Here is a 21487-nt window from a genome sequence, read left to right on the forward strand (position 1 = left end):
GTTAACCTCCCCAGTGCCCACGTGCGCTGGATGATCTTCCATAGCCGCCACGAGAAACCGTCGATACTTTCTTCGTCGTATAAGTATGGGTGGTAGCGGTATCATTTTTTCCGCTGCCGGAACGCCAGCCATACTCTCCCGAAGTCGTACGCCAGACCGGGCGCGAAGCATATGAAGAACCGCCGCTGCTGTAAACATACTGTTCATCGCGATCTTTGCGAATCATCCTGGTGAGTAAAAACCCGGTGACCACAGGTACCCAGCTCTGAGCCGTGCTATCGAGATAACAGTCACCAAACTGTGCCTGACAACTCTCCTTACTCATTTGCTTTGGCAAGCTGGCATAGAATTCAGCTTTCGCGTTGTTCCAGCCATCGGTACAAACGGTGGCGCTATTGCCATCATCAATGCATTCACTCACCGTTGAGTAAAATTTACCGTCGCCATCATTATCGGTATCGGCGTCGTCTGCACATCCTTTAAGAATAAAAAATGCCGCGCCGCCCATAATAGCCAGCGTCAGATATTTGCCGCTGTAACGGCTACGTTTTTTTTCAAAGGGATTAATCGGGCGGTTAATCCGCGTAATAGCAGAATGCCCCACCACCTTGTTTTTGCTTCCTGATTTACGTTTTCTTGCCATGATCGTCCATTACCATGTCATGCAGGCGGCGTTAAAAATGCCTCCCGCCAGCGCAGCGGTTCCCATAAATAATCCCGCGGAGCTATTGTGATTAATGATTTTTTCACTCAGCGTCGGCATATATAAGCGCACACCGCCGTAAATAACGAGTTGAACTACCAGTGCAATACCACCCCAGGCAAAATAATCTGGAATGCTAACAGCATTAATTGCCGCACTGGATAGCGGAATAACGTAACCGAGCAAGGTTCCACTAAATGCCAGCGACGCTGCCGTATTATTATTTTTGATAAGTTGCCATTCATTGTGCGGCGTTATTTTCGAATAAATAAAAAGGAAAATTATCACCATGGCTACACCAATAAAAAAATAGGCGAAAAAAGCCAATAATGAATCCAGTATATGCATTGTAGCCGTCCTTGAAATTAACCAATAATATTGATTGATGTTAAAGAAATATCGATGCCCAACGCCCGGGAGAATACCCACTCAGGTTCTCCCTGCTCATTAAACGACTCTTCACCGTTTAACAGCAGGTATTCCCAGGTATTATCTGCCACCTGTCGCTGGTAGCCCATGGTAAAATTGTGCACTTCCCATGTGGCGTGCTGCTGGTTTTCCACCTTTTCCAGCATATAAACCGGTTCAATATTCCCCGGTTCTTCATCGTTAAAAAAGCGCTGCCAACGTTCTTCCTGCCAGCTAAGTGTTGGCGTACCTATCACTGACGGGCTAATGGCAGACTGCCAGTGTTTTTTTTGCGAAATCCCGTAACTTTCTTCATAAACAAAGAGTTTGATATCGTCGATATCATCGATATCTGCTCCACCGGAGGTATTGATTTGCAAAAACTCCTCTCCAGACGTGTAGTAGCGGAAAATCTGACTTCCACCACCTAAATCAATGTGGCTGACGGCTGCAACGGTGTACTCTTCACCCGGCAATTCAATCAATAAAGCTTCTTCTAACAGGCGAAACGCCAATGTATCGATCGTGAACCCTGCATTCAGATGTAACCCCAACGGCCCACGAACTGGCGCAACAGCAGCGGCCTTACCAAATAAACGTTGGAAAAAACTTGTCATCATTTATCCTCGATCTCCAGCCAGGCAATCTCCTTCGCCAGAATGCGGCTATTACCAATCAGATGTAGCCACATTCCTCCTTTTACCTCCGTCGAGATGACCGGGTTCAATTCCATACCACGACCATTTTTACAGGTGCTAATGCCCAACACGGTTGCATCATGGCGGAGCTTCATATAACGCATTAAATTGCCATAACGAATTGAAGTCACCTCTTCCGGAATCGGTACGGCAAAACCCGTGTCGCCCAGCATAGGATTCATAATGGATGCAACCGACTGGGAAGAACCAGGATCCTGAATGGATCGAGAAATTTGTTCAGCAGAGAGATTGCGTACAATTTCAATGCGTGGACAATGCACCTCAAGCAATCCTGCGTAACGCTCATCTTCCATATAAGCAACAACATGGCACTGCTCAGGGATCGAATCAGCCAGCGAAAGTGCGATGGTAAACGTAAGTTCATCCGTACGGGCAAAGATGATAGCGCTCTGGCAAGTACATAACCCCATACGAGCATGCTCATGTGCGTCATTAAAATTACGAATACGAATGAAATCAACCCAGTGATTCCCCTGCAAAGGATGTTGAATATCATCCGATTCACACAGGAGCACCCGCTCGAAAGCACGCCGGGTGTCATACAGCAGCAGCGATATCATTTTTTCCGTCTGGTGGCCGCGCCAGCCAACCACCAGCATATGATTGCGCAAATGACGATAATCCCCCATCCCCATCATTCCTTTCGCTAACATTCCTTGTACCATGCCAATAACCTTACCCATTAATGCGCCGAATAACCCAACGCTGACTGGGATCTGCCATAGAGCTGTAAAAACTCGCCCTTCTGCTGTTTGCGGACTAAGGTCGCCAAACCCCAGCGTAGAACCCACGACCGAGCAGTAATAGATAAAATCGCTCAGGCGACCAACCAGCATCTCTTCGCCCAGTAATCTCAGCACCAGGTAACAAAACAGGTACTGCCCTACAAATAGCCCAATCAAAGCAGGCCAGGTCAGTCTTGAGAGATTCCGTTGGCATATTTTGATGACCCAAGTGAACAGCATTACTTGCCTTGCTGCCGTTGCAGTCGCGCCAGAACATCCTGAGCAGAGCTTTTATTAGTTGCGCCAATGCCTGCCTCTGCCAGTTTTTCGTCAAGGTCACTCCCATCTGCAACTTTCTCAAGCTGTGCGGCCGCATCCAGGCGGGCCTGACGCTCTGTCTGACGTGTTTGCAAACGCTTGAGCGACTCCGCCGCCGTAGAGACACTGGAAGACGCGCCGACAGTCGATGTGGTTACGGCCTGTTGGGCACGCTGCATCGCTTCCGTTGCCTTTACCACCTCAAGCTGCTGTTCAAACTGCGCAATCCGCTGCGCGGTGGCATTAACCGCTTTTTCAACGCCATCACGAGAGCTCTCAAGGTTAGTAAGCACTTGCTCCTCGGCGGTTATGACATTCTCCAGACGGGCAATCTCTTCCGCAACTTCGTTAATCAGAGACGGATTAGCATTTTTACTCAGCGCCTCAAGTGCCCGGTTTTCCAGACTGGCCTTGCGCTCGCGCAGATCGTTTAATTTATCGTTGCTCAACTTCACGCGCGCCAGCAAGTCAACCCGTGATTTTCCGGCTTTATCCAGTTCACCTTTCGCATCGCGAATATGCTGTTCCAGCATCCGCACCCCCTGCGCTTCTTCGATTGACTCTTCCGCTTGCGAAAGCACAGACTTGCCGAGAGTAAACAGGCTTTTCAAAATTCCCATAAATAGCGTTCCTTGTTATTCGTAAGTGTATTCTTCAGTTATTTCAGCGAGATCCAGCGCGTTATCTGCAAGCGTAGTCATCTCCAGAACCACATCATCCAACGATGAATTAAGCGAGAGGGCGCCAAATGCGACGTAATATTCTTCATGCTGAACGCGAGAAATTCCCACAGAAGACAAAGGAAGGATTTTTTGATTACGTAATAAGAAAATATTAAATTCATCCTGATCATGAATACTACTAACAGAACAAATAACAGTTTCTATAATAATTTGGCGGGAAGTGAATAGAACACTGAGCGACAAATCACCAAAATCATTCATTTTGACCATTAATGATTGTTCGTTATATTCAGTATTTATATTTAATTCAGGAAGAGTTTGTAGTGCTTTAGCAAGCAACTGCGGAGTCCATGCCATATATTTTCCATATATTAGTTAGTTAAAAATAAATAAAATGAATATCATTTTCCACCATTTATCATACTTGTTTAAGATAAAAAAAAGCCATCCAAATCTGGATGGCTTTTTCCGAAAAATAAGTTTAGCCGCGCTGGCGTACAGCCTCAAACAGGCAGATGCCCGTCGCAACTGAAACGTTCAGCGACGAAACGCTCCCAGCCATCGGGATGCTGATCAGTTCGTCACAGTGTTCGCGGGTCAAACGACGCATACCTTCACCCTCTGCGCCCATCACCAGCGCCAGACGTCCGGTCATTTTGCTCTGGTAGAGAGTATGGTCAGCTTCACCTGCGGTTCCGACGATCCAGATATTCTCTTCCTGCAGCATACGCATAGTGCGCGCCAGGTTGGTCACACGGATCAGCGGTACGCTTTCTGCCGCGCCGCAGGCCACTTTTTTCGCCGTTGCATTCAACTGCGCAGAACGATCCTTCGGTACGATAACAGCATGGACGCCAGCAGCATCGGCGCTACGCAGGCATGCCCCCAGGTTATGCGGATCGGTAACACCATCGAGGATCAAAAAGAACGGCTGATCGAGCGTAGCAATCAGATCCGGCAGATCGTTTTCCTGATACTGACGACCCGGCTTCACGCGAGCAATAATTCCCTGATGTACCGCACCCTCGCTTTTCTCATCCAGGAACTGGCGGTTAGCCAGCTGAATGACAACACCCTGTGCTTCCAGTGCGTGGATCAGCGGCAGCAGGCGTTTATCTTCACGACCTTTGAGAATAAAGACGTCCTGGAAGCGCTCAGGCGCACGTTCCAGCAGAGCCTGCACCGCATGGATGCCGTAAATCATTTCACTCATGAATGTACTCGTTAATAGTTTATGCGTAACGCGGGCAACGCGAGGTTGCCCGACTTACTGTTTATGGCTGTTATTGCGCGACTTTCTTTTTCGTCGCGCGTTTAGCTTTGGTGGCGGCAGCGATTTTAAGCGTTTTTGCCGATGGTTTTTTCGCTTTTTTATCGCCTTTCTTCTCAGCCGTTTTTTTATCCGCCTGAGGTTTGGCTCTGCCTTTCTTCTCGCCGCGGAAAGCGCTATCCGGCTCGAAATTCACTTTTTTGCCCATCTGACGACGCTTACCGGTATTTTTACCCGCATCGCCTTTTTTCGCTTTTTCACGCGCGGTTTTACCTTCATTGCGCGGTGCACGTTCGCTGGAGATCAAACTGAAGTCGATTTTACGCTCGTCCATGTTGACCGCTTCCACGCGAACTTCCACGCGATCGCCCAGGCGATACATTTGACCGCTGGATTCTCCCGTCAGACGCTGCCCAACCTGGTCAAAACGATAGTAGTCGTTATCCAGGGAGGAGACATGCACCAGACCGTCGATAAACAGCTCATCAAGACGGACGAAGAAACCAAACCCGGTCACGCTGGCGATCACGCCTTTGAAGACATTACCTACCTGATCCAGCATGAAGTCGCACTTCAGCCAGTCAGAGACGTCGCGTGTGGCTTCGTCAGCACGGCGCTCGGCCATCGAACAGTGTTGACCCAGCTGCAGCATCTCTTCCATCGAATAATGGTAGCCACCCGTTTCCGTGGTGTTGCCTTTATGGCCCTGCTCCTGCGCCAGCAGATACTTAATCGCCCGGTGCAAGGAGAGATCCGGGTAACGACGGATCGGCGAGGTGAAGTGTGCATAAGATTGCAACGCAAGGCCAAAGTGACCGCGGTTTTCCGGATCGTAAATCGCCTGCTTCATTGAACGCAGCAGCATAGTTTGCAGCATTTCTGCGTCAGGACGGTCAGCAATCGACTCCAGCAGTTCAGCGTAATCACGCGGCTCGGGTTTATTACCGCCGGGCAGCTCCAGCCCCAGCTCCGCCAACACCGAACGGAACGAATTAATCGCTTCGGTCGTCGGCTTATCGTGAATACGGAACAGTGCCGGCTCTTTGGCTTTCTCAACGAATCGCGCCGCTGAGATGTTCGCCATGATCATGCACTCTTCAATCAGTTTGTGCGCGGCATTACGCTGCGTCTGCTCAATACGCTCAATACGGCGTTCAGCATTGAAGATAAACTTCGCTTCTTCACTTTCAAACGAGATACCGCCACGCTCTTCACGCGCTTTATCCAGCACTTTGTAGAGGTTATGCAGCTCTTCAATGTGTTTAACTAACGGCGCGTACTGCTCACGCAGTTCCTGATCGCCCTGCAGCATGTGCCAGACCTTGGTGTAGGTCAGACGCGCATGGGAGCTCATAACCGCTTCGTAGAATTTAAAGCCTGTTAAGCGGCCTTTCGACGAAATGGTCATTTCACAGACCATACACAGCCTGTCCACCTGCGGGTTGAGCGAACACAATCCGTTAGACAGCACTTCCGGTAGCATCGGAACAACCTGAGATGGGAAGTAGACGGATGTGCCACGGCTGCGCGCTTCCTGGTCCAGCGGAGTCGGCGGGCGAACGTAATAGCTTACGTCAGCAATCGCCACCCATAAACGCCAGCCGCCGCCGCGTTTCTTCTCGCAGTAAACCGCATCGTCGAAGTCACGCGCATCTTCGCCATCGATAGTGACCAGCGGCAGGGAGCGCAGATCGACACGTCCGGCTTTCGCTTCCTCCGGCACTTCTTCTTTCAGTCCGGCGACCTGTTTTTCGACCGCCTGAGGCCAGATATACGGGATTTCATGAGTACGCAGCGCCATATCAACGGCCATGCTGGTTCCCATGTTGTCGCCCAGGACTTCAACAATTTTACCCACCGCTTTAGTGCGACGCGTCGGACGCTGGGTCAGCTCAACCACGACCACAAAGCCCATACGAGCACCCATCACCTCTTCCGGCGGGATCAGGATATCAAAGCTCAGGCGGCTGTCGTCAGGGACGACAAACCCAACGCCAGCGTCGGTGAAGTAGCGACCGACAATCTGGCTGGTTTTCGGCACCAGTACGCGCACAATACGCGCTTCGCGACGACCTTTACGGTCCGCGCCCAGCGGCTGTGCCAACACCTGATCGCCATGAATGCAGGTTTTCATCTGCTCGCTGGACAGGTACAGGTCATCTTTGCGGCCTTCAACGCGCAGAAAGCCGTAGCCATCACGGTGGCCAATAACGGTACCTTTCAGCAGGTCAAGACGCTCCGGCAGCGCATAGCACTGACGACGAGTGAAGACCAGTTGCCCGTCACGCTCCATGGCGCGCAGGCGGCGACGCAGCGCTTCTTGCTGCTCTTCACCTTCAATGTTGAGTTCAGCGGCCAGCTCATCGCGGTTGGCCGGTTTTTCACGTTTAGTTAAATGTTCGAGGATAAATTCCCGGCTCGGGATAGGATTCGCGTATTTTTCTGCTTCGCGTTCCTGGAAAGGATCTTGTGACATCGAGGTTCCTCCATTGTCAGCTCTGATGAAGATTTTCGTCACTCCACCAGCAATAATTTATAAAGCGGTTGATTCTCTTCAACCAAATCAGCAAGTGTGTAGTTGTCCAGTTCCGTGAGAAAACTTTGCACTGCCTTAGAAAGCGCCTGTTTAAGTCGACAGGCTGGGGTAATGTGGCAAAACTCGCTGCTACAATTGACCAACGATAGTGGTTCCAGCTCGCGAACCACATCACCAATACCAATATCCTTAGCTGGTTTACCCAGGCGGATACCGCCATTTTTTCCTCGAATAGCAGTAACGAAGCCCGCACGGCTAAGTTGATTGATTATTTTGACCATATGATTACGGGACACGCCGTAGACTTCTGTCACCTCAGAAATACTGGTCATACGTCCTTCGGGAAGTGACGCCATGTAGATTAGCGCACGTAATCCGTAATCGGTGAAACTTGTTAACTGCACATCAACCTCAGGAAAAGGGATAAAACGGATAAACCTGGTGGTATTAATTACATTGATGATAAACCAGCCACCAGCCAGGTCGCTAATTTATTTCAGTTCAGGAAGGAAAAAAGCGAGGAACTTACGTGATTTTAAGCCGGATTATGATGCAAAGCGCCTCATCCGGCCTAAGATAGTGCAAGCGCAGCGCCATTCGACGCCACGCTATAACCATAATTATGCGTCGAACGGGTCGCGCAGGATCATGGTCTCAGTACGGTCTGGGCCAGTTGAGATAATATCAATCGGCACACCGGTCAGTTCTTCAATACGCTTGATGTAGTTCAGTGCTGCCTGCGGCAGACCGCTACGTTCCTTCACACCGAAGGTGGATTCAGACCAGCCCGGCATGGTTTCGTAGATCGGCTCGATACCTTTCCAGTCGTCTGCAGCCAGCGGGGTAGTCGTTACTTCACGGCCATCCGGCATACGATAAGCGACACAGATTTTCACCTCTTTCAAACCGTCCAGTACGTCCAGTTTGGTAAGGCAGAAGCCAGACAGGGAGTTAATCTGTACTGCACGGCGTACCGCAACGGAGTCCAGCCAACCGGTGCGACGACGACGACCGGTGGTCGCGCCATACTCGTTACCTTGTTTGCACAGGAACTCGCCAACGTCATCAAACAGCTCAGTCGGGAACGGACCCGCGCCTACACGTGTAGAGTAAGCTTTGATGATACCCAGAACGTAATCCACATAACGTGGACCCAGGCCGGAGCCGGTCGCCACGCCACCTGCGGTGGTGTTGGAAGACGTTACGTACGGATAGGTACCGTGGTCGATATCCAGCAGGGTACCCTGTGCGCCTTCGAACATGACGAAATCGCCACGCTTACGCGCCTGGTCCAGCAGATCGGAAACATCAACAACCATAGAGGTCAGGATGTCGGCAATCGCCATCACATCATCCAGCACTTTCTGGTAGTCAACTGCTTCAACTTTATAGAAATTCACCAGCTGGAAGTTGTGATATTCCATCACTTCTTTCAGTTTTTCAGCGAAGGTTGCTTTATCAAACAGATCGCCAACGCGCAGACCGCGACGAGCTACTTTGTCTTCATAAGCCGGACCGATGCCACGACCGGTAGTACCGATCGCTTTCTCGCCACGCGCTTTCTCACGAGCATTATCCAACGCAACGTGATAATCAAGGATCAGCGGACAAGCTTCAGACAACAGCAGGCGCTCGCGAACCGGGATGCCACGATCTTCCAGTCCTTTCATTTCTTTCATCAGCGCGGACGGAGACAGTACAACACCGTTACCGATGATGCTGATGACATTCTCGCGAAGAATACCTGATGGAATAAGATGGAGGACGGTTTTTTCACCGTTGATTACGAGAGTATGGCCTGCGTTGTGACCACCCTGGTAGCGCACAACATATTTAGCCCGTTCAGTCAGAAGATCGACGATCTTCCCTTTACCTTCGTCACCCCATTGGGTGCCCAGTACGACGACGTTGTTACCCATTTTTCAAAATCACCGTTTGCTTAAAAATGGATTCTACCACCGCTTTTTCAGATATACAGCACTTTTTGCATGCGAAAATCCGCAAAATAGGCTACTTATTGATCAGCCAATCGTTTTCCTCAACATGTAGTAGACCACAACGCCCGCAACCACAAGACCTCCACCAAAACGACGCAAAGTATTTTCGGGAAGTTGCGCCATTGCGGAAATCATTTTCTTCCACGCGCGTGGATAAAGCATAGGGCCCAGGCCTTCCAGCACCAAAACCAGCGCGAGCGCCAGCAAAATTGTTGAATTCATCCATCGTCCTTTATAAAAAGAAAACCACCGCATCCCTGGGGATGCCGGTGGTTTTGCTGGTTTAAAACCGCTGGAACTTTATTAGCGTGTCGTAGTGCTCGGTGTCTTCATGTAGCGGAAGAAATCGCTGTCCGGGCTCATGATCATCACGTCCTGGTTGCCTTCAAAGCTCTTCTCGTAAGCACGCAGGCTACGGATGAAGGCGTAGAAGTCAGGATCCTGGCTGAACGCATCGGCAAACAGTTTAGCGGCTTCTGCATCGCCTTCACCGCGCATGATGCGGCCCTGACGCTCAGATTCTGCCAGCGTTTTAGTCACTTCATAATCCGCCGTGGCACGCAGTTTTTCCGCTTCTTCCTGACCTTGTGAACGATGGCGACGCGCTACCGCTTCACGCTCAGCGCGCATACGGTTGTAGATAGCCTCAGACACTTCAGCAGGCAGGTTGATTTGCTTGATACGCACGTCAACCACTTCGATGCCCAATGCCGCCATACTGTTCGGGTTGATGACAGGTACTTTACCGTTTGTTTCAGCCTGAACACGCTCAGCCGCTTCGGCAATCGCGCTATCTGCCGCCGGTGTCGCGACTTCATCTTCCGTGCCAGCAGAACCGGAGTTCAGCGCATCACGAACTTCCAGCGTCAGACGACCGCGGGAATCGGTAACGATGTCTTTCACGTCCAGACGACCAATTTCAGAACGCAGACGGTCAGAGAACTTACGTTTCAGCAGGACTTCTGCCTGAGAAACATCGCCACCGCCCGTTGCCAGGTAGTAACGGCTAAAGTCACTGATGCGCCACTTAATGTAGGAGTCAACGATCAGGTCTTTCTTCTCTTTGGTAACAAAGCGATCGGCCTGGTTGTCCATGGTCTGAATACGCGCATCCAGCATCTTCACAGATTCAATAAACGGAATCTTGAAGTGCAGGCCTGGTGCAACAACCAGCGGCTTGTTTTCATCGTCACGCAGAACTTTACCAAAGCGCAGAGTAATCCCGCGCTCGCCTTCTTTGACCACAAAGACAGACATGAACAGAACTACCAGAACGATGATGATAATCGCAATAACTGACTTACGCATCGTTATTCCCCCTGACGCTGGTAGTCGTTACGCTGCGCGTTCGCGCGGCGTTGGTCCATAATATCGCCCTGACTGGTGGACGAGGTATTGCTTGCTCCAGCGCCGGACGTCGTTGCTGGCGGCAGACGCAGCAGGTTTGAACTGCTGTCACTCTTTGCTGCTGGCGCACTACCGCCTTTCAGCATTTGATCCAGCGGCAGAACCATCAGATTGCTGCCCTTATCGTTAACCAGGACTTTGCGGGTATTGCTCAGCACTTTTTCCATGGTTTCGATATACAGACGCTCGCGAGTAATTTGCGGTGCGGCTTTATATTCCGGCAGAATTTTTGCGAAACGAGCCACTTCACCCTGTGCTTCCAGGATGGTTCGCGTTTTGTAAGCACGCGCTTCTTCCAGAATACGCTGCGCCTGACCGTTAGCACGTGGCTGAACTTCGTTGGTGTACGCTTCTGCTTCACGGATGTACTGCTGCTCGTTTTCACGTGCTGCAATGGCATCGTCAAACGCGGCTTTTACTTCTTCCGGCGGACGTGCTGCCTGGAAGTTGACGTCCAGCAGGGTGATACCCATGTTGTACGGACGGATCGTTTCTTCCAGTTCACGCTGGGTATCGCTACGAATAACGGTACGCCCTTCGGTCAGGATACGATCCATGGTGTATTTACCGATAACCCCACGCAGGGCGCTGTCGGTTGCCTGACGCAGACTGTCATCCGCGCTGGTTACGCTAAACAGGTAACGCTGCGGATCGGTCACGCGGTACTGCACGTTCATTTCAACGCGTACGACGTTTTCGTCAGAGGTCAGCATCACGCCGGATGCGGCAAGTTCACGCACGGCTTCCACGTTGACCGGGGTCACTTCGTCGACAAAGGTCGGTTTCCAGTTCAGACCCGGCTCAACCAAATGGCTGAATTTACCGAAGCGTGTCACCACGCCGCGTTCCGCTTCTTTAATGGTGTAGAAACCGCTGGCCGCCCAGATAATGACGATAGCTGCCGCTGCGATAGTAAAGACTCGACCACCCAATTGCGGACGCGGGCCTTGCGATGAGCTACCGCCGCCAGAACCAGCACCTTTACCGCCACCCAGACCACCGAGCTTTTTACTCAGTTTGCGGAAGATATCATCCAGATCGGGAGGTCCCTGATCGCGACCACCTTTGTTTCCATTTCCCTCAGGGTTGCCGCCAGGTTTGCTGCTTCCCCACGGGTCGCGGTCTTGTCCGTTATTACCGGGCTGATTCCACGCCATTTTTGTGCTCCATATTTGTTATGCGATGCTATACCTGCGTATTTTGCGCTGCCGATGCGTTGGCTACGCCCCTTAATCTCAGTCACATAGTTGACTATGCTCCTGAAGATTTCAGGACTTGCCACCTTCATGCTGCACAAAACCCACAAGGTATAGAGGCGAAAAAATCTTCAGGCCATATCCGTCAGGTCAGACAATATAGTCTTCCAGTGCCGGTTCTTGTTTACAGAGGCGACGCCAGTCTACGATCGGCATACGAACCTGCAGACCTACGCTGCCGTCCTCCTCCATCCACTCTCTTTCTATTGCCTGAAGTTGGTAAAACCGGCTTCTCAGACGCCCTTCCTGCGGCGGCAAACGCAACGTATGCTGCGCCACCTCACCGGAAAGTCGCTCAGTCAAAGCCTGAAAAAGCTGTGGTATACCTATTCCCGTTTGCGCTGAAACCCAAACGCGAATGGGTTTATTCTCTTCATCTCTGTCGATACGTGGTTCAAAATCATCCAGCATATCGATTTTATTCATCACCAGCAGAGTCGGGATCTCATGCGCATCGATCTCTTCGAGCACCGTGTCGACGGCCTCGATGTTTTCCTGCACACGAAAATCTGCAGCATCAATAACATGCAGCAGCAATGTCGCCTGACGCGTTTCCTGCAGGGTGGCTTTAAACGCCGCCACCAGGTCGTGCGGCAAATGACGGATAAACCCTACGGTATCCGCCAGCACGGTTTCACCGACGTCCGCTACGTCTATACGGCGCAGCGTTGGGTCCAGGGTCGCAAACAGTTGATCCGCTGCGTAAACCCGGGCTTCGGTGATCTGGTTGAACAGGGTGGATTTTCCGGCGTTGGTATATCCCACCAGTGATACGGTTGGGACATCCGCTTTCTTGCGCGACTGTCGCCCCTGCTCACGTTGCTTTTCAACTTTTTCCAGGCGCGACTGTATTTGCAAAATGCGATTACGCAGCAAACGACGGTCGGTTTCGAGCTGGGTTTCACCCGGACCGCGCAAACCAATCCCGCCCTTTTGCCTTTCAAGGTGGGTCCAGCCACGGACCAGACGAGTAGCCATATGGCGCAACTGCGCCAGCTCAACCTGCAACTTCCCCTCATGGGTGCGCGCACGCTGGGCAAAAATATCTAAAATAAGACCTGTCCTGTCGATAACAAGACACTGGCACAACTGTTCCAGGTTACGTTCCTGGGCGGGGCTTAGAGCATGATCAAAAATCACCACCGCAGCGCCAGTCGCTTTTACGGCTTCCGCAATTTCGATTGCCTTACCTTCACCAACAAAATACTTCGGGTGCGGTGCTTTACGGCTCCCGGTAATCACCTGCATTGCTTCGACACCGGCGGAAGAAACCAGAGATTCAAACTCCTGGAGGTCTTCCATATCTTTGTCTTGCGAAAAATAGATGTGTACCAGTACCGCCTGCTCACCGGCATCATAACGGTCAAACAAGCGTCAACCCCTTAATATATATCAACGGGGAACGCAGGATCGCTGGCTCCCCGTGTGTAAAACAGCTAACAACCTTATTCGGTTTCTTCGCTGTCCTGTTGCGCAGATGAACCTTGCGCGTTGCTACCGTGATGGTAGTTGCTGCCTGTGCCGCCGGTGGCATTATTGCTGTGATGAGAAACCGGGCGAGACGGGACAACAGTAGAAATCGCGTGCTTATAAACCATCTGGCTGACCGTGTTTTTCAACAGGATCACGAACTGATCAAAAGACTCGATTTGACCTTGCAGCTTAATACCATTCACCAAATAAATAGAAACTGGAACACGTTCCCGACGCAGTGCGTTCAGGAACGGATCTTGTAAAGATTGCCCCTTAGCCATTCTCTCTTTTCCTTATATGCTTATTTGTACTTTGAACCTTTCGATTCTGAAAAATTGCGCACGATACGTTTCAATTGTACACATTCAGTTCGCGATAGCACCAACAACCTGTAATACTTCGTTTCGCGCCTGGTCAGGCTTTTCACTGTCAAGCCAGTGCACCCCTTCCCAACCACGCAACCAGGTTACCTGTCGCTTCGCCAACTGCCTCGTGGCGCAAACACCTCTATAAACCATTTCATCGTATGAAATTTCGCCTTCAATGTATGACCACATCTGGCGATACCCTACACAACGAATGGAAGGCAAATCCGTATGCAAATCTCCACGGGCAAATAGCGCCCGGACTTCTGCTTCAAAACCTGAAGCCAACATCTGATGAAAACGCTGCTCAATTCGCTGATGGAGCAGTTCACGGCTCGCCGGGGCGATAGCAAACTGATGCACCTGATACGGCAAAGCATCTCCTGACGTTTGCGTCAGCTCCGTTAAAGTTTTACCCGAAATGAAAAAAACTTCCAGTGCCCGGGAAAGTCTTTGCGGATCATTTGGATGAATACGCGCCGCAGCCACCGGATCTATTTCCTGAAGCTGTCGGTGTAACGCGTCCCACCCATGCTCTGCCGCCTGCTGCTCAATTCTGGCCCTGACTTCCGGATCTGCCGACGGTAACGGCGACAGCCCTTCAAGCAAGGCTTTGAAATATAACATTGTGCCGCCCACCAGCAGCGGAATACGCCCCGCGGCGGTGATATCGGCCATCTCGGCTAACGCATCGCGGCGAAAATCCGCAGCAGAGTACGCCTGGGACGGATCGCGGATATCCAGCAACCGGTGCGGCGCGGCCTGTAATTCATCTGCATCAGGCTTGGCTGTACCGATATCCATCCCCTTGTAAATAAGGGCGGAATCAACGCTTATCAACTCTACAGGCAAAACTTTACGCAATTCAATTGCCAGTGCCGTTTTACCGGAGGCCGTCGGCCCCATCAAAAAAATCGCCTTTGGCAGGCTCGCCTTACGGGTATCACTCATGTTTCAGGGCATTCATTACCGAATGTAAATCAACAGGTTGTAACAAACCACCCGGCGGCGCCTTCACGAGTTGTGGGCAAAGCCGCTCAACATCCGCTAACAGCGTAATCGCCTGAGCCATGCTCCACTGCGGATGCTCGCTAATCAGATTACGTGCAATCCACTGTGCAATATTGCCCGGTTCGAATTCGGACTGCTGCGCCAGGTAGCCTATCAGTTCAGGAATCAAGATTTGTAAATTTTGTTGGCGTAAGGGTAAAGGCACCGCCCGGATGGTCACATGCTGTGCATCCAGTTGAAATTCAATACCCAACTCAGCCAGTTGGCTCTGCCCTTTTTGCAGCGCCGCTTTTTCATCAGCGTTTACTTTTAGACGTAAAGGGATCAGTAACGGCTGAGCGCAAACGACGCCCTGGTCCGGCGTTAACTGCGCCTGACGTAGCCAACGTTCCGCCACCGGCAATGCCAGCAACCGAATATGACCATCGCATTCGAGTAATGCGCAGTCCGTACCGACAATGGTTAGCACCCGCCCAAAGCCCTGACTGTTGCCGGTCAGAGGTGCTGATGGCGTTTCAGAAACCGGCGTTTTACGCGGCGGAACCGGCGTCTGTAACAGTTGCTGATAAATCTCACCCTGCTGCTTTTGATATCCAGGCTGGGCATGAGGCCAACTGGCCCCCGTCTGACGGCCACCACTGCTGCCAGCGCCAGCAGATGCTGAGTAACGCGGTGTCGCAGGTTCACGCGCCGGGGCCGGTTCGGCAAAATGGTTACGCCCGGCCGCGACGCGGTTTTCTGGGATGTGCCTTGGCGCGGGCTCGTCGTCATCAGCCAACGGCAGCGGCGTTTCAAGCTGCTGTTGCAGGACGCTCAACACGCCCTGGTAAATAAAATCATGCACCAGGCGTGATTGATGAAAACGGACCTCATGTTTGGCGGGATGTACGTTAACATCCACCTGATGCGGGTCGATTTCCAGATACAACACAAAAGCGGGCTGCTGATCGGCTCCCAGCTTATCTTCACAGGCCTGACGAATAGCATGGTTGATCAACCGGTCGCGCATCATCCGGCCATTCACATAGCAGTACTGGATTTCCGCCAGCGCCGCCGTTGTGTGGTTAGGATCGGCCACCCAGCCGCGCAGCGTTAAATCGCCATGCTGCCATTCAATCGCCAGCGCATGTTCCAGAAATGGCGTGCCGCAAATCGCGCCCAGTCGGCGCTCCTGCTGCCCATCCGCGGCCACTGCCCGGTACTGACGCACCACTTTGCCGTTGTGCGACAAATTAATCGTCACATCAAAACGTGCCAGCGCAATGCGGCGGATTATTTCGTCGATATGATTAAATTCAGTTTTCTCGGTGCGCATAAACTTGCGCCGCGCCGGAGTGTTGTAGAACAGATCTAACACCTCCAGCGTGGTTCCCACCGGATGCGCAGCGGGTTTAACCGTCACATCCATGTCGCGCCCTTCGGCATAAGCTTGCCAGGCTTCAGGTTGTTCTTGCGTACGCGACGTCAGGGTTAAACGAGAAACGGAGCTGATACTGGCCAGCGCTTCGCCGCGAAACCCGAGGCTCACGATGGCTTCGAGATCGTCAAGCGAGGAAATTTTACTGGTGGCATGACGCGCCAGCGCCAGCGCCAGCTCGTCTTTTTTAATCCCGCTGCCGTTGTCACGAATACGGATAAGCTTCGCGCCGCCGCGCTCAATATCAATATCAATGCGCGTCGCACCAGCATCAATACTGTTTTCCACCAGCTCCTTCACCACTGACGCAGGCCGTTCTACCACCTCGCCTGCGGCAATCTGGTTCGCCAACTGTGGCGGTAGAACCTGAATCGGCATGGCTAATCCTTAATTTGTTAACGTGTTGCCAGGCGATACCGCACTCGCGGTTTGCGCCGGTGTGCCTTGAGGCCCGGTTTGCATCGGGTGCGCCTGGAAATAGTTACGCAATCCTTTGTAAATTGCCTCGGCCAGCTGCTGCTGGTAGTCATCACTCGCCAACAGACGCTCTTCGCTGTTGTTACTGATAAAGCCAGTTTCAACCAGCACTGACGGGATATCAGGCGAACGTAATACCCCAAGGCTGGCGTGTTCCGGACGACGCTTATGCATCGAGCCAATACGTTCTAACTGGCCGATCATGCTGGTCGCTACATCATACCCAACGCGTTGCGAATGACCGAACTGCAGATCCAACACGGCCTGGCTGAGATAAGGATCGGACTGGCTGTTTGCCAGCACATCGCCCGCCCCACCCAACAGTTCCGATTGCTTTTCGTGCTGTTCCAGCCAGCCGGCCATTTCACTGTTTGCCCGACGGTTTGACAGTACCCAGACGGAAGCACCTGTGGCATCCCGGTTTGGTGCGGCATCTGCATGTATAGAGACCAGGAAGTTGGCGTTTTGTTTACGCGCAACGTCTGAACGCCCCATCACCGAGATAAAGTAATCGCCATCACGGGTGAGTACGCCTTTAAACATCGGGTCATCATTGAGCAAACTGCGCAGTTTGCGCGCCACGGCAATCGTGACGTTTTTCTCACGTGTGCCACCGGGACCAATAGCGCCAGGATCCTGCCCGCCGTGTCCGGCATCAATGGCGATAACTACTTTTTCGCCGTTACTTGTACTGGCGCGCGCCGCAGGCCGTGTGGAGGTATTACTGTTGGTTACCATCGTGGTGCGATCGTTTTCCGCTTTAAACGGATTACGCGCAGGCTCGGCAGGGCGCGGGGCGATAACCGGCGCTTCAACACGCTTCGCAACCACTGGAGGTGGTGGAGGCGGCGGAGGCGCATCAGCTTTGATGGTAAACACGACGGTATAATTGCCGCCGTTCTGGCGTTTTACGGCTTCGGCTTTGCCGTTCTCGGTTAAATCCACCACCAGGCGCAGAGACTGCGCATCTTTTGGCGTGCCGGAACGGATAGATTTCACCAGATTATTGCCGCTAAACAGCAGCGGTAACCCCTGAATCACACCGGTTTGTTTAATATCCAACGCGACGGTTCGTTTCCCGTCCTGCGAAACTGCGTATTCAGGATCGCCAATAAAGCTCAGCGTAATCCGCGCTTGCTGATCGCCATTGGACACCTGAAGATCGGAGAGGCTGGCGGCCCCTGCCTGCGCGCACAGCAGGACCAGTGTTGCCATCAGCCAGTTTCTGATGCGATAAATCATCCCGCCACCCTTAAGGTTAATCGGCTAAACGCGCCAGCAATAAATCACCCGATGAGGAGACTGCGCTTATGCGCGCTTCTCGACCTTGCGCTTGATATTCAATGTGTATTTCGACGTCCGGGTCTGGCAGTACACCTTTACCTTGTTGCGGCCATTCCACCAGACAGATGGCGTCATTGGCAAAATAATCGCGGATCCCCATAAATTCCAGCTCCTCTGGGTCCGCAAGTCGGTACAGATCGAAGTGATATACCATCAAATTATCGAGCGAATAGGGTTCAACCAGCGTATAGGTGGGGCTTTTTACATTTCCTTTGTGACCTAACGCCTGCAGGAATCCCCGGCTGAAAGTGGTTTTACCCGCCCCCAGGTCGCCGTACAAATAAATTACCGTCGCGCCATCACAGGCTTTGGCTACCCGCAGTCCCAGGTCTAAAGTCGCCTGCTCATCAGGTAGTGGAATTACTCGATTCATCATGATAAACGTCAATCACATCAGGGTTAACAATACGCTGTAGCGTGGTAAAGAGATCTGTCGCCAGCATGCCGCGCGTACCAAAACGCGCCGCCAGCACATCCGCCGCCGCACCGTGCGCGACACATCCCGCACATGCCGCATCATACGGGGTAAGCTTCTGTCCGAGCAATGCGCCAATAATACCGGAAAGCACATCACCCATTCCGCCGCTGGCCATTCCAGCATTGCCGGTATCAATAATACCCAATTCGGCCTGTTCGGCAGCAACAACCGTACCCGCGCCTTTCAGCACGACGACGCCTCCGTACCGTTTTACCAGACGTTGTGCACAAAGTAAGCGATCGTCTTCAATTTCTGCAATGGAACAGCCCAGAAGTCGCGCGGCTTCACCAGGATGCGGCGTGATCACGCGATTGTGACGTTTATCGGGGTTGATTGCCAGCAGGTTCAACGCATCCGCATCCCAGAGCATCGGTTTGCGAAAATTCTCTACCTTCTGCAGCGCTTTTTTACCCCATTCCTGCTGACCAAGCCCTGGTCCTATTACCACAACATCCGCCCACGCCAGGCTCTCCTCCAGAGTCTGCGGCGTCAGCGCATCGACCATCAGTTCCGGTCTGGCAGTCAGAATAGGCGCAATATTTTCACTACGGGTCAGCACTTTAACCAGCCCGGCTCCTGCACGCAGCGCCGCTTCACCGGCCATGCGTATTGCGCCAGCCGTGCCGTGGTCACCACCGATGATCACCAGCCGACCGTGGGAGCCTTTGTGCGAGGTGGGTCGACGCGGCGTTAACCAGTGTACAAGCTGTTGAGCATCAAACCGTTGCAGCGGCGCGTTCTGCCCCGCCAGCCAGTCGTCCAGACCGAGTGCGTTAACATGCAGGCGTCCGGTGACATCGCGCGCTTTACCGGTTAGCAGACCAGGCTTCAACGCAATAAAGGTCACGGTGTGCGCCGCATTGATAACCGCGCCCGGCGCCGCGCCCGTCTGCGCCAGCAGGCCGGATGGAATGTCTATTGCCACGACAGGGGCAGGATGGTGATTAGCTCGTTCGATCAATGCCGAGAGCGGCTCACGCGGCGCGTGTTTTAAGCCCGTGCCTGACAGCGCATCAATAATGACGTCCACGCGATCTGGCCAATTGATATCCGCAGCATGAATGACGCCACCGGCGTTAAGCCAGGCGTCGCGTGCCTGCTGTGCTTCCTCAGGGAGCGCTTTATCACTCTCCTGCGCCAGCAACGTAATATCAAGCCCCTGAGCTTTGGCAAGCCTTGCCACCACGTAACCATCACCACCGTTGTTGCCATGACCACATAGCACCAGCCAGTGCTGAGCGTTTGGATATGTCTCGCGGGTGACCTGAAACGCCGCCTCTCCCGCCCGTTGCATCAGCTCGTACAACGTCAGTCCTAAACTGTCTGCCGCCTCTCGCTCCATCCGCCTGATGTCATCGGCGTGCCAAATGGAGTGTGGTATACTTGCGGGGTTTTTCTTCATTGTATGGTCCGTCATGTCAGAGCCCCTCGATCTCAATCAGTTAGCGCAAAATATTAAGCAGTGGGGGCTGGAGCTTGGCTTTCAGCAGGTCGGTATTGCCGATACCGACCTCAGCGAAGCGGAGCCCAAACTGCAGGCCTGGCTGGATAAACACTATCACGGCGAGATGGACTGGATGGCCCGTCACGGCATGATGCGCGCCCGACCTCACGAATTATTACCCGGTACGCTACGTGTCATCAGCGTACGTATGAACTATCTTCCTGCCAATGCGGCCTTTGCCAGCACGTTGAAAAACCCTTCTCTGGGTTACGTCAGCCGTTACGCGCTTGGGCGCGACTACCATAAACTGCTGCGTAACCGCTTAAAAAAGCTGGGGGAGAGGATTCAACAGCACTGCGTTTCGCTGAATTTTAGACCTTTTGTCGATTCTGCGCCCATTCTTGAGCGTCCATTAGCGGAAAAAGCCGGGCTTGGCTGGACAGGTAAGCACTCACTTATCCTCAATCGCGAAGCTGGTTCATTTTTCTTTCTCGGGGAATTACTGATCGATTTGCCCCTGCCGGTCGACAACCCAGTAGAAGAAGGATGCGGGAAATGCGTCGCCTGTATGACCATCTGTCCCACCGGAGCCATCGTTGAACCCTACACGGTAGATGCGCGCCGCTGTATCTCTTATCTCACTATCGAACTGGAAGGCGCGATCCCGGAAGAATTTCGTCCCCTGTTGGGGAATCGAATTTACGGCTGCGATGATTGCCAGCTCATTTGCCCGTGGAACCGTTACTCGCAGTTGACGACAGAGGATGACTTCAACCCACGCAAACAGCTTCATGCTCCGGAGTTAATAGAGCTGTTTAGCTGGAGCGAAGCGTGGTTTTTAAAAGTCACGGAGGGGTCTGCTATTCGTCGTATTGGTCACCTGCGCTGGCTGCGAAATATCGCTGTTGCGCTGGGTAATGCCCCATGGGATGAAGCCGTTATTCACGCGCTGGAAAGTCGCAGAGGTGAGCACCCACTTCTCGACGAACACATAGAGTGGGCGGTTGCTCAGCAAATCGAGAAGCGAAATGCCTGCGTAGTTGAAGTGCAGTTACCGAAGAAACAACGTTTGGTCAGAGTCATTGAAAAGGGTCTGCCGCGTGACGCTTAAGTCATCCACAGCTTGTGTATAAAAATAAAAACACATTGATATTCAAGAGGGAAAAAATCGTCAAGTGATCGCATTAACAATTTGAAATGATAATTAATTCAATATTTTCAAATAGTTAAAATGATACTATTCACCCGACTAAGTTTTTTGCATTCCAGGAATAATACCCGAACCTGTGGATAAGTCTGTTTACAAGAGTATGTCAATGACGAAACAAAACGTCCCCAACGTATTTATTCGCTGTGGATATTTTTATTGGGGTAAGAATTTGGAGCGGGAAACGAGACTCGAACTCGCGACCCCGACCTTGGCAAGGTCGTGCTCTACCAACTGAGCTATTCCCGC

Annotated in this window: 21 protein-coding genes and 1 tRNA gene; 1 reads left to right on the forward strand and 21 read right to left on the reverse strand. The window is 52.2% G+C overall.

Annotated elements, in window-relative coordinates:
• Window position 1: 1 nt before the first annotated feature.
• From OGV65_RS19750 to nnr, 20 genes are all read right to left on the reverse strand, one after another.
• Window positions 2-643, reverse strand: coding sequence for a DUF1190 domain-containing protein (locus OGV65_RS19750; RefSeq protein ID WP_181221124.1), 642 nt, complete (start codon window positions 641-643; stop codon window positions 2-4).
• A gap of 9 nt (window positions 644-652) precedes the next feature.
• Window positions 653-1051: a DUF350 domain-containing protein gene (locus tag OGV65_RS19755; RefSeq protein WP_286455359.1), complete on the reverse strand. Its 399-nt coding sequence runs from the start codon at window positions 1049-1051 to the stop codon at window positions 653-655.
• A gap of 17 nt (window positions 1052-1068) precedes the next feature.
• Window positions 1069-1728 (reverse strand): YjfK family protein, encoded by a 660-nt coding sequence (locus OGV65_RS19760; RefSeq protein ID WP_191221218.1) that lies wholly within the window; start codon window positions 1726-1728, stop codon window positions 1069-1071.
• Window positions 1728-2795, reverse strand: a complete 1068-nt coding sequence (locus OGV65_RS19765; RefSeq protein ID WP_286455360.1) for a potassium channel family protein — start codon at window positions 2793-2795, stop codon at window positions 1728-1730. Before OGV65_RS19765 ends, OGV65_RS19760 begins: the two co-directional genes overlap by 1 nt.
• Entirely contained in the window at window positions 2795-3493 is a 699-nt protein-coding gene (locus OGV65_RS19770; protein WP_259687467.1) for a PspA/IM30 family protein, read from the reverse strand. The genes OGV65_RS19765 and OGV65_RS19770 overlap by 1 nt, the downstream gene beginning before the upstream one ends.
• A gap of 15 nt (window positions 3494-3508) precedes the next feature.
• Window positions 3509-3913 (reverse strand): DUF2170 family protein, encoded by a 405-nt coding sequence (locus OGV65_RS19775; RefSeq protein WP_149381742.1) that lies wholly within the window; start codon window positions 3911-3913, stop codon window positions 3509-3511.
• 124 nt (window positions 3914-4037) lie between these two features.
• A complete protein-coding gene (gene rlmB / locus OGV65_RS19780) occupies window positions 4038-4769 on the reverse strand; it encodes a 23S rRNA (guanosine(2251)-2'-O)-methyltransferase RlmB (RefSeq protein WP_003830482.1) in 732 nt (243 codons plus the stop codon).
• Between the two features lie 70 nt (window positions 4770-4839).
• The gene (gene rnr, locus OGV65_RS19785) at window positions 4840-7302 is read right to left on the reverse strand and encodes a ribonuclease R (protein ID WP_286455361.1); all 2463 of its coding nucleotides are present in this window, start codon (window positions 7300-7302) and stop codon (window positions 4840-4842) included.
• A gap of 38 nt (window positions 7303-7340) precedes the next feature.
• A complete protein-coding gene (gene nsrR, locus OGV65_RS19790) occupies window positions 7341-7766 on the reverse strand; it encodes a nitric oxide-sensing transcriptional repressor NsrR (RefSeq protein WP_003025609.1) in 426 nt (141 codons plus the stop codon).
• Between the two features lie 216 nt (window positions 7767-7982).
• A complete protein-coding gene (gene purA / locus OGV65_RS19795; protein ID WP_003025606.1) occupies window positions 7983-9281 on the reverse strand; it encodes an adenylosuccinate synthase in 1299 nt (432 codons plus the stop codon).
• Window positions 9282-9383: 102 nt separating this feature from the next.
• Window positions 9384-9581 carry a DUF2065 domain-containing protein gene (locus OGV65_RS19800; RefSeq protein ID WP_019078201.1) on the reverse strand — a complete coding sequence of 66 codons (198 nt, stop codon included), beginning with the start codon at window positions 9579-9581 and terminating at the stop codon, window positions 9384-9386.
• Between the two features lie 81 nt (window positions 9582-9662).
• A complete protein-coding gene (gene hflC / locus OGV65_RS19805; protein WP_047500009.1) occupies window positions 9663-10667 on the reverse strand; it encodes a protease modulator HflC in 1005 nt (334 codons plus the stop codon).
• A gap of 2 nt (window positions 10668-10669) precedes the next feature.
• Window positions 10670-11923, reverse strand: coding sequence for an FtsH protease activity modulator HflK (hflK, locus tag OGV65_RS19810; protein ID WP_200080260.1), 1254 nt, complete (start codon window positions 11921-11923; stop codon window positions 10670-10672).
• A gap of 189 nt (window positions 11924-12112) precedes the next feature.
• Window positions 12113-13393 (reverse strand): ribosome rescue GTPase HflX, encoded by a 1281-nt coding sequence (gene hflX, locus OGV65_RS19815; protein ID WP_016151415.1) that lies wholly within the window; start codon window positions 13391-13393, stop codon window positions 12113-12115.
• A gap of 74 nt (window positions 13394-13467) precedes the next feature.
• A complete protein-coding gene (hfq, locus tag OGV65_RS19820; RefSeq protein WP_003025584.1) occupies window positions 13468-13776 on the reverse strand; it encodes an RNA chaperone Hfq in 309 nt (102 codons plus the stop codon).
• Between the two features lie 84 nt (window positions 13777-13860).
• Window positions 13861-14811: a tRNA (adenosine(37)-N6)-dimethylallyltransferase MiaA gene (gene miaA / locus OGV65_RS19825; protein WP_016151413.1), complete on the reverse strand. Its 951-nt coding sequence runs from the start codon at window positions 14809-14811 to the stop codon at window positions 13861-13863.
• Entirely contained in the window at window positions 14804-16666 is a 1863-nt protein-coding gene (gene mutL, locus OGV65_RS19830) for a DNA mismatch repair endonuclease MutL (protein WP_286455362.1), read from the reverse strand. The genes miaA and mutL overlap by 8 nt, the downstream gene beginning before the upstream one ends.
• A gap of 9 nt (window positions 16667-16675) precedes the next feature.
• Complete coding sequence (gene amiB / locus OGV65_RS19835; protein ID WP_019078199.1) at window positions 16676-18007, reverse strand: N-acetylmuramoyl-L-alanine amidase AmiB; 1332 nt, start codon at window positions 18005-18007, stop codon at window positions 16676-16678.
• 16 nt (window positions 18008-18023) lie between these two features.
• A complete protein-coding gene (gene tsaE, locus OGV65_RS19840; protein ID WP_016151410.1) occupies window positions 18024-18485 on the reverse strand; it encodes a tRNA (adenosine(37)-N6)-threonylcarbamoyltransferase complex ATPase subunit type 1 TsaE in 462 nt (153 codons plus the stop codon).
• A complete protein-coding gene (gene nnr, locus OGV65_RS19845) occupies window positions 18457-20004 on the reverse strand; it encodes a bifunctional ADP-dependent NAD(P)H-hydrate dehydratase/NAD(P)H-hydrate epimerase (RefSeq protein WP_094761028.1) in 1548 nt (515 codons plus the stop codon). The genes tsaE and nnr overlap by 29 nt, the downstream gene beginning before the upstream one ends.
• Between nnr and queG the strand changes: the two genes are divergently transcribed.
• Window positions 20003-21142: a tRNA epoxyqueuosine(34) reductase QueG gene (gene queG, locus OGV65_RS19850; RefSeq protein WP_047500017.1), complete on the forward strand. Its 1140-nt coding sequence runs from the start codon at window positions 20003-20005 to the stop codon at window positions 21140-21142. The genes nnr and queG overlap by 2 nt on opposite strands.
• Window positions 21143-21411: 269 nt before the next feature.
• Here queG and OGV65_RS19855 read toward each other — a convergent pair.
• Window positions 21412-21487 (reverse strand) — tRNA-Gly (locus tag OGV65_RS19855).

The organism is Citrobacter sp. Cb004 (genome assembly GCF_030337065.1).
GTDB classification, from domain to species: domain Bacteria; phylum Pseudomonadota; class Gammaproteobacteria; order Enterobacterales; family Enterobacteriaceae; genus Citrobacter; species Citrobacter braakii.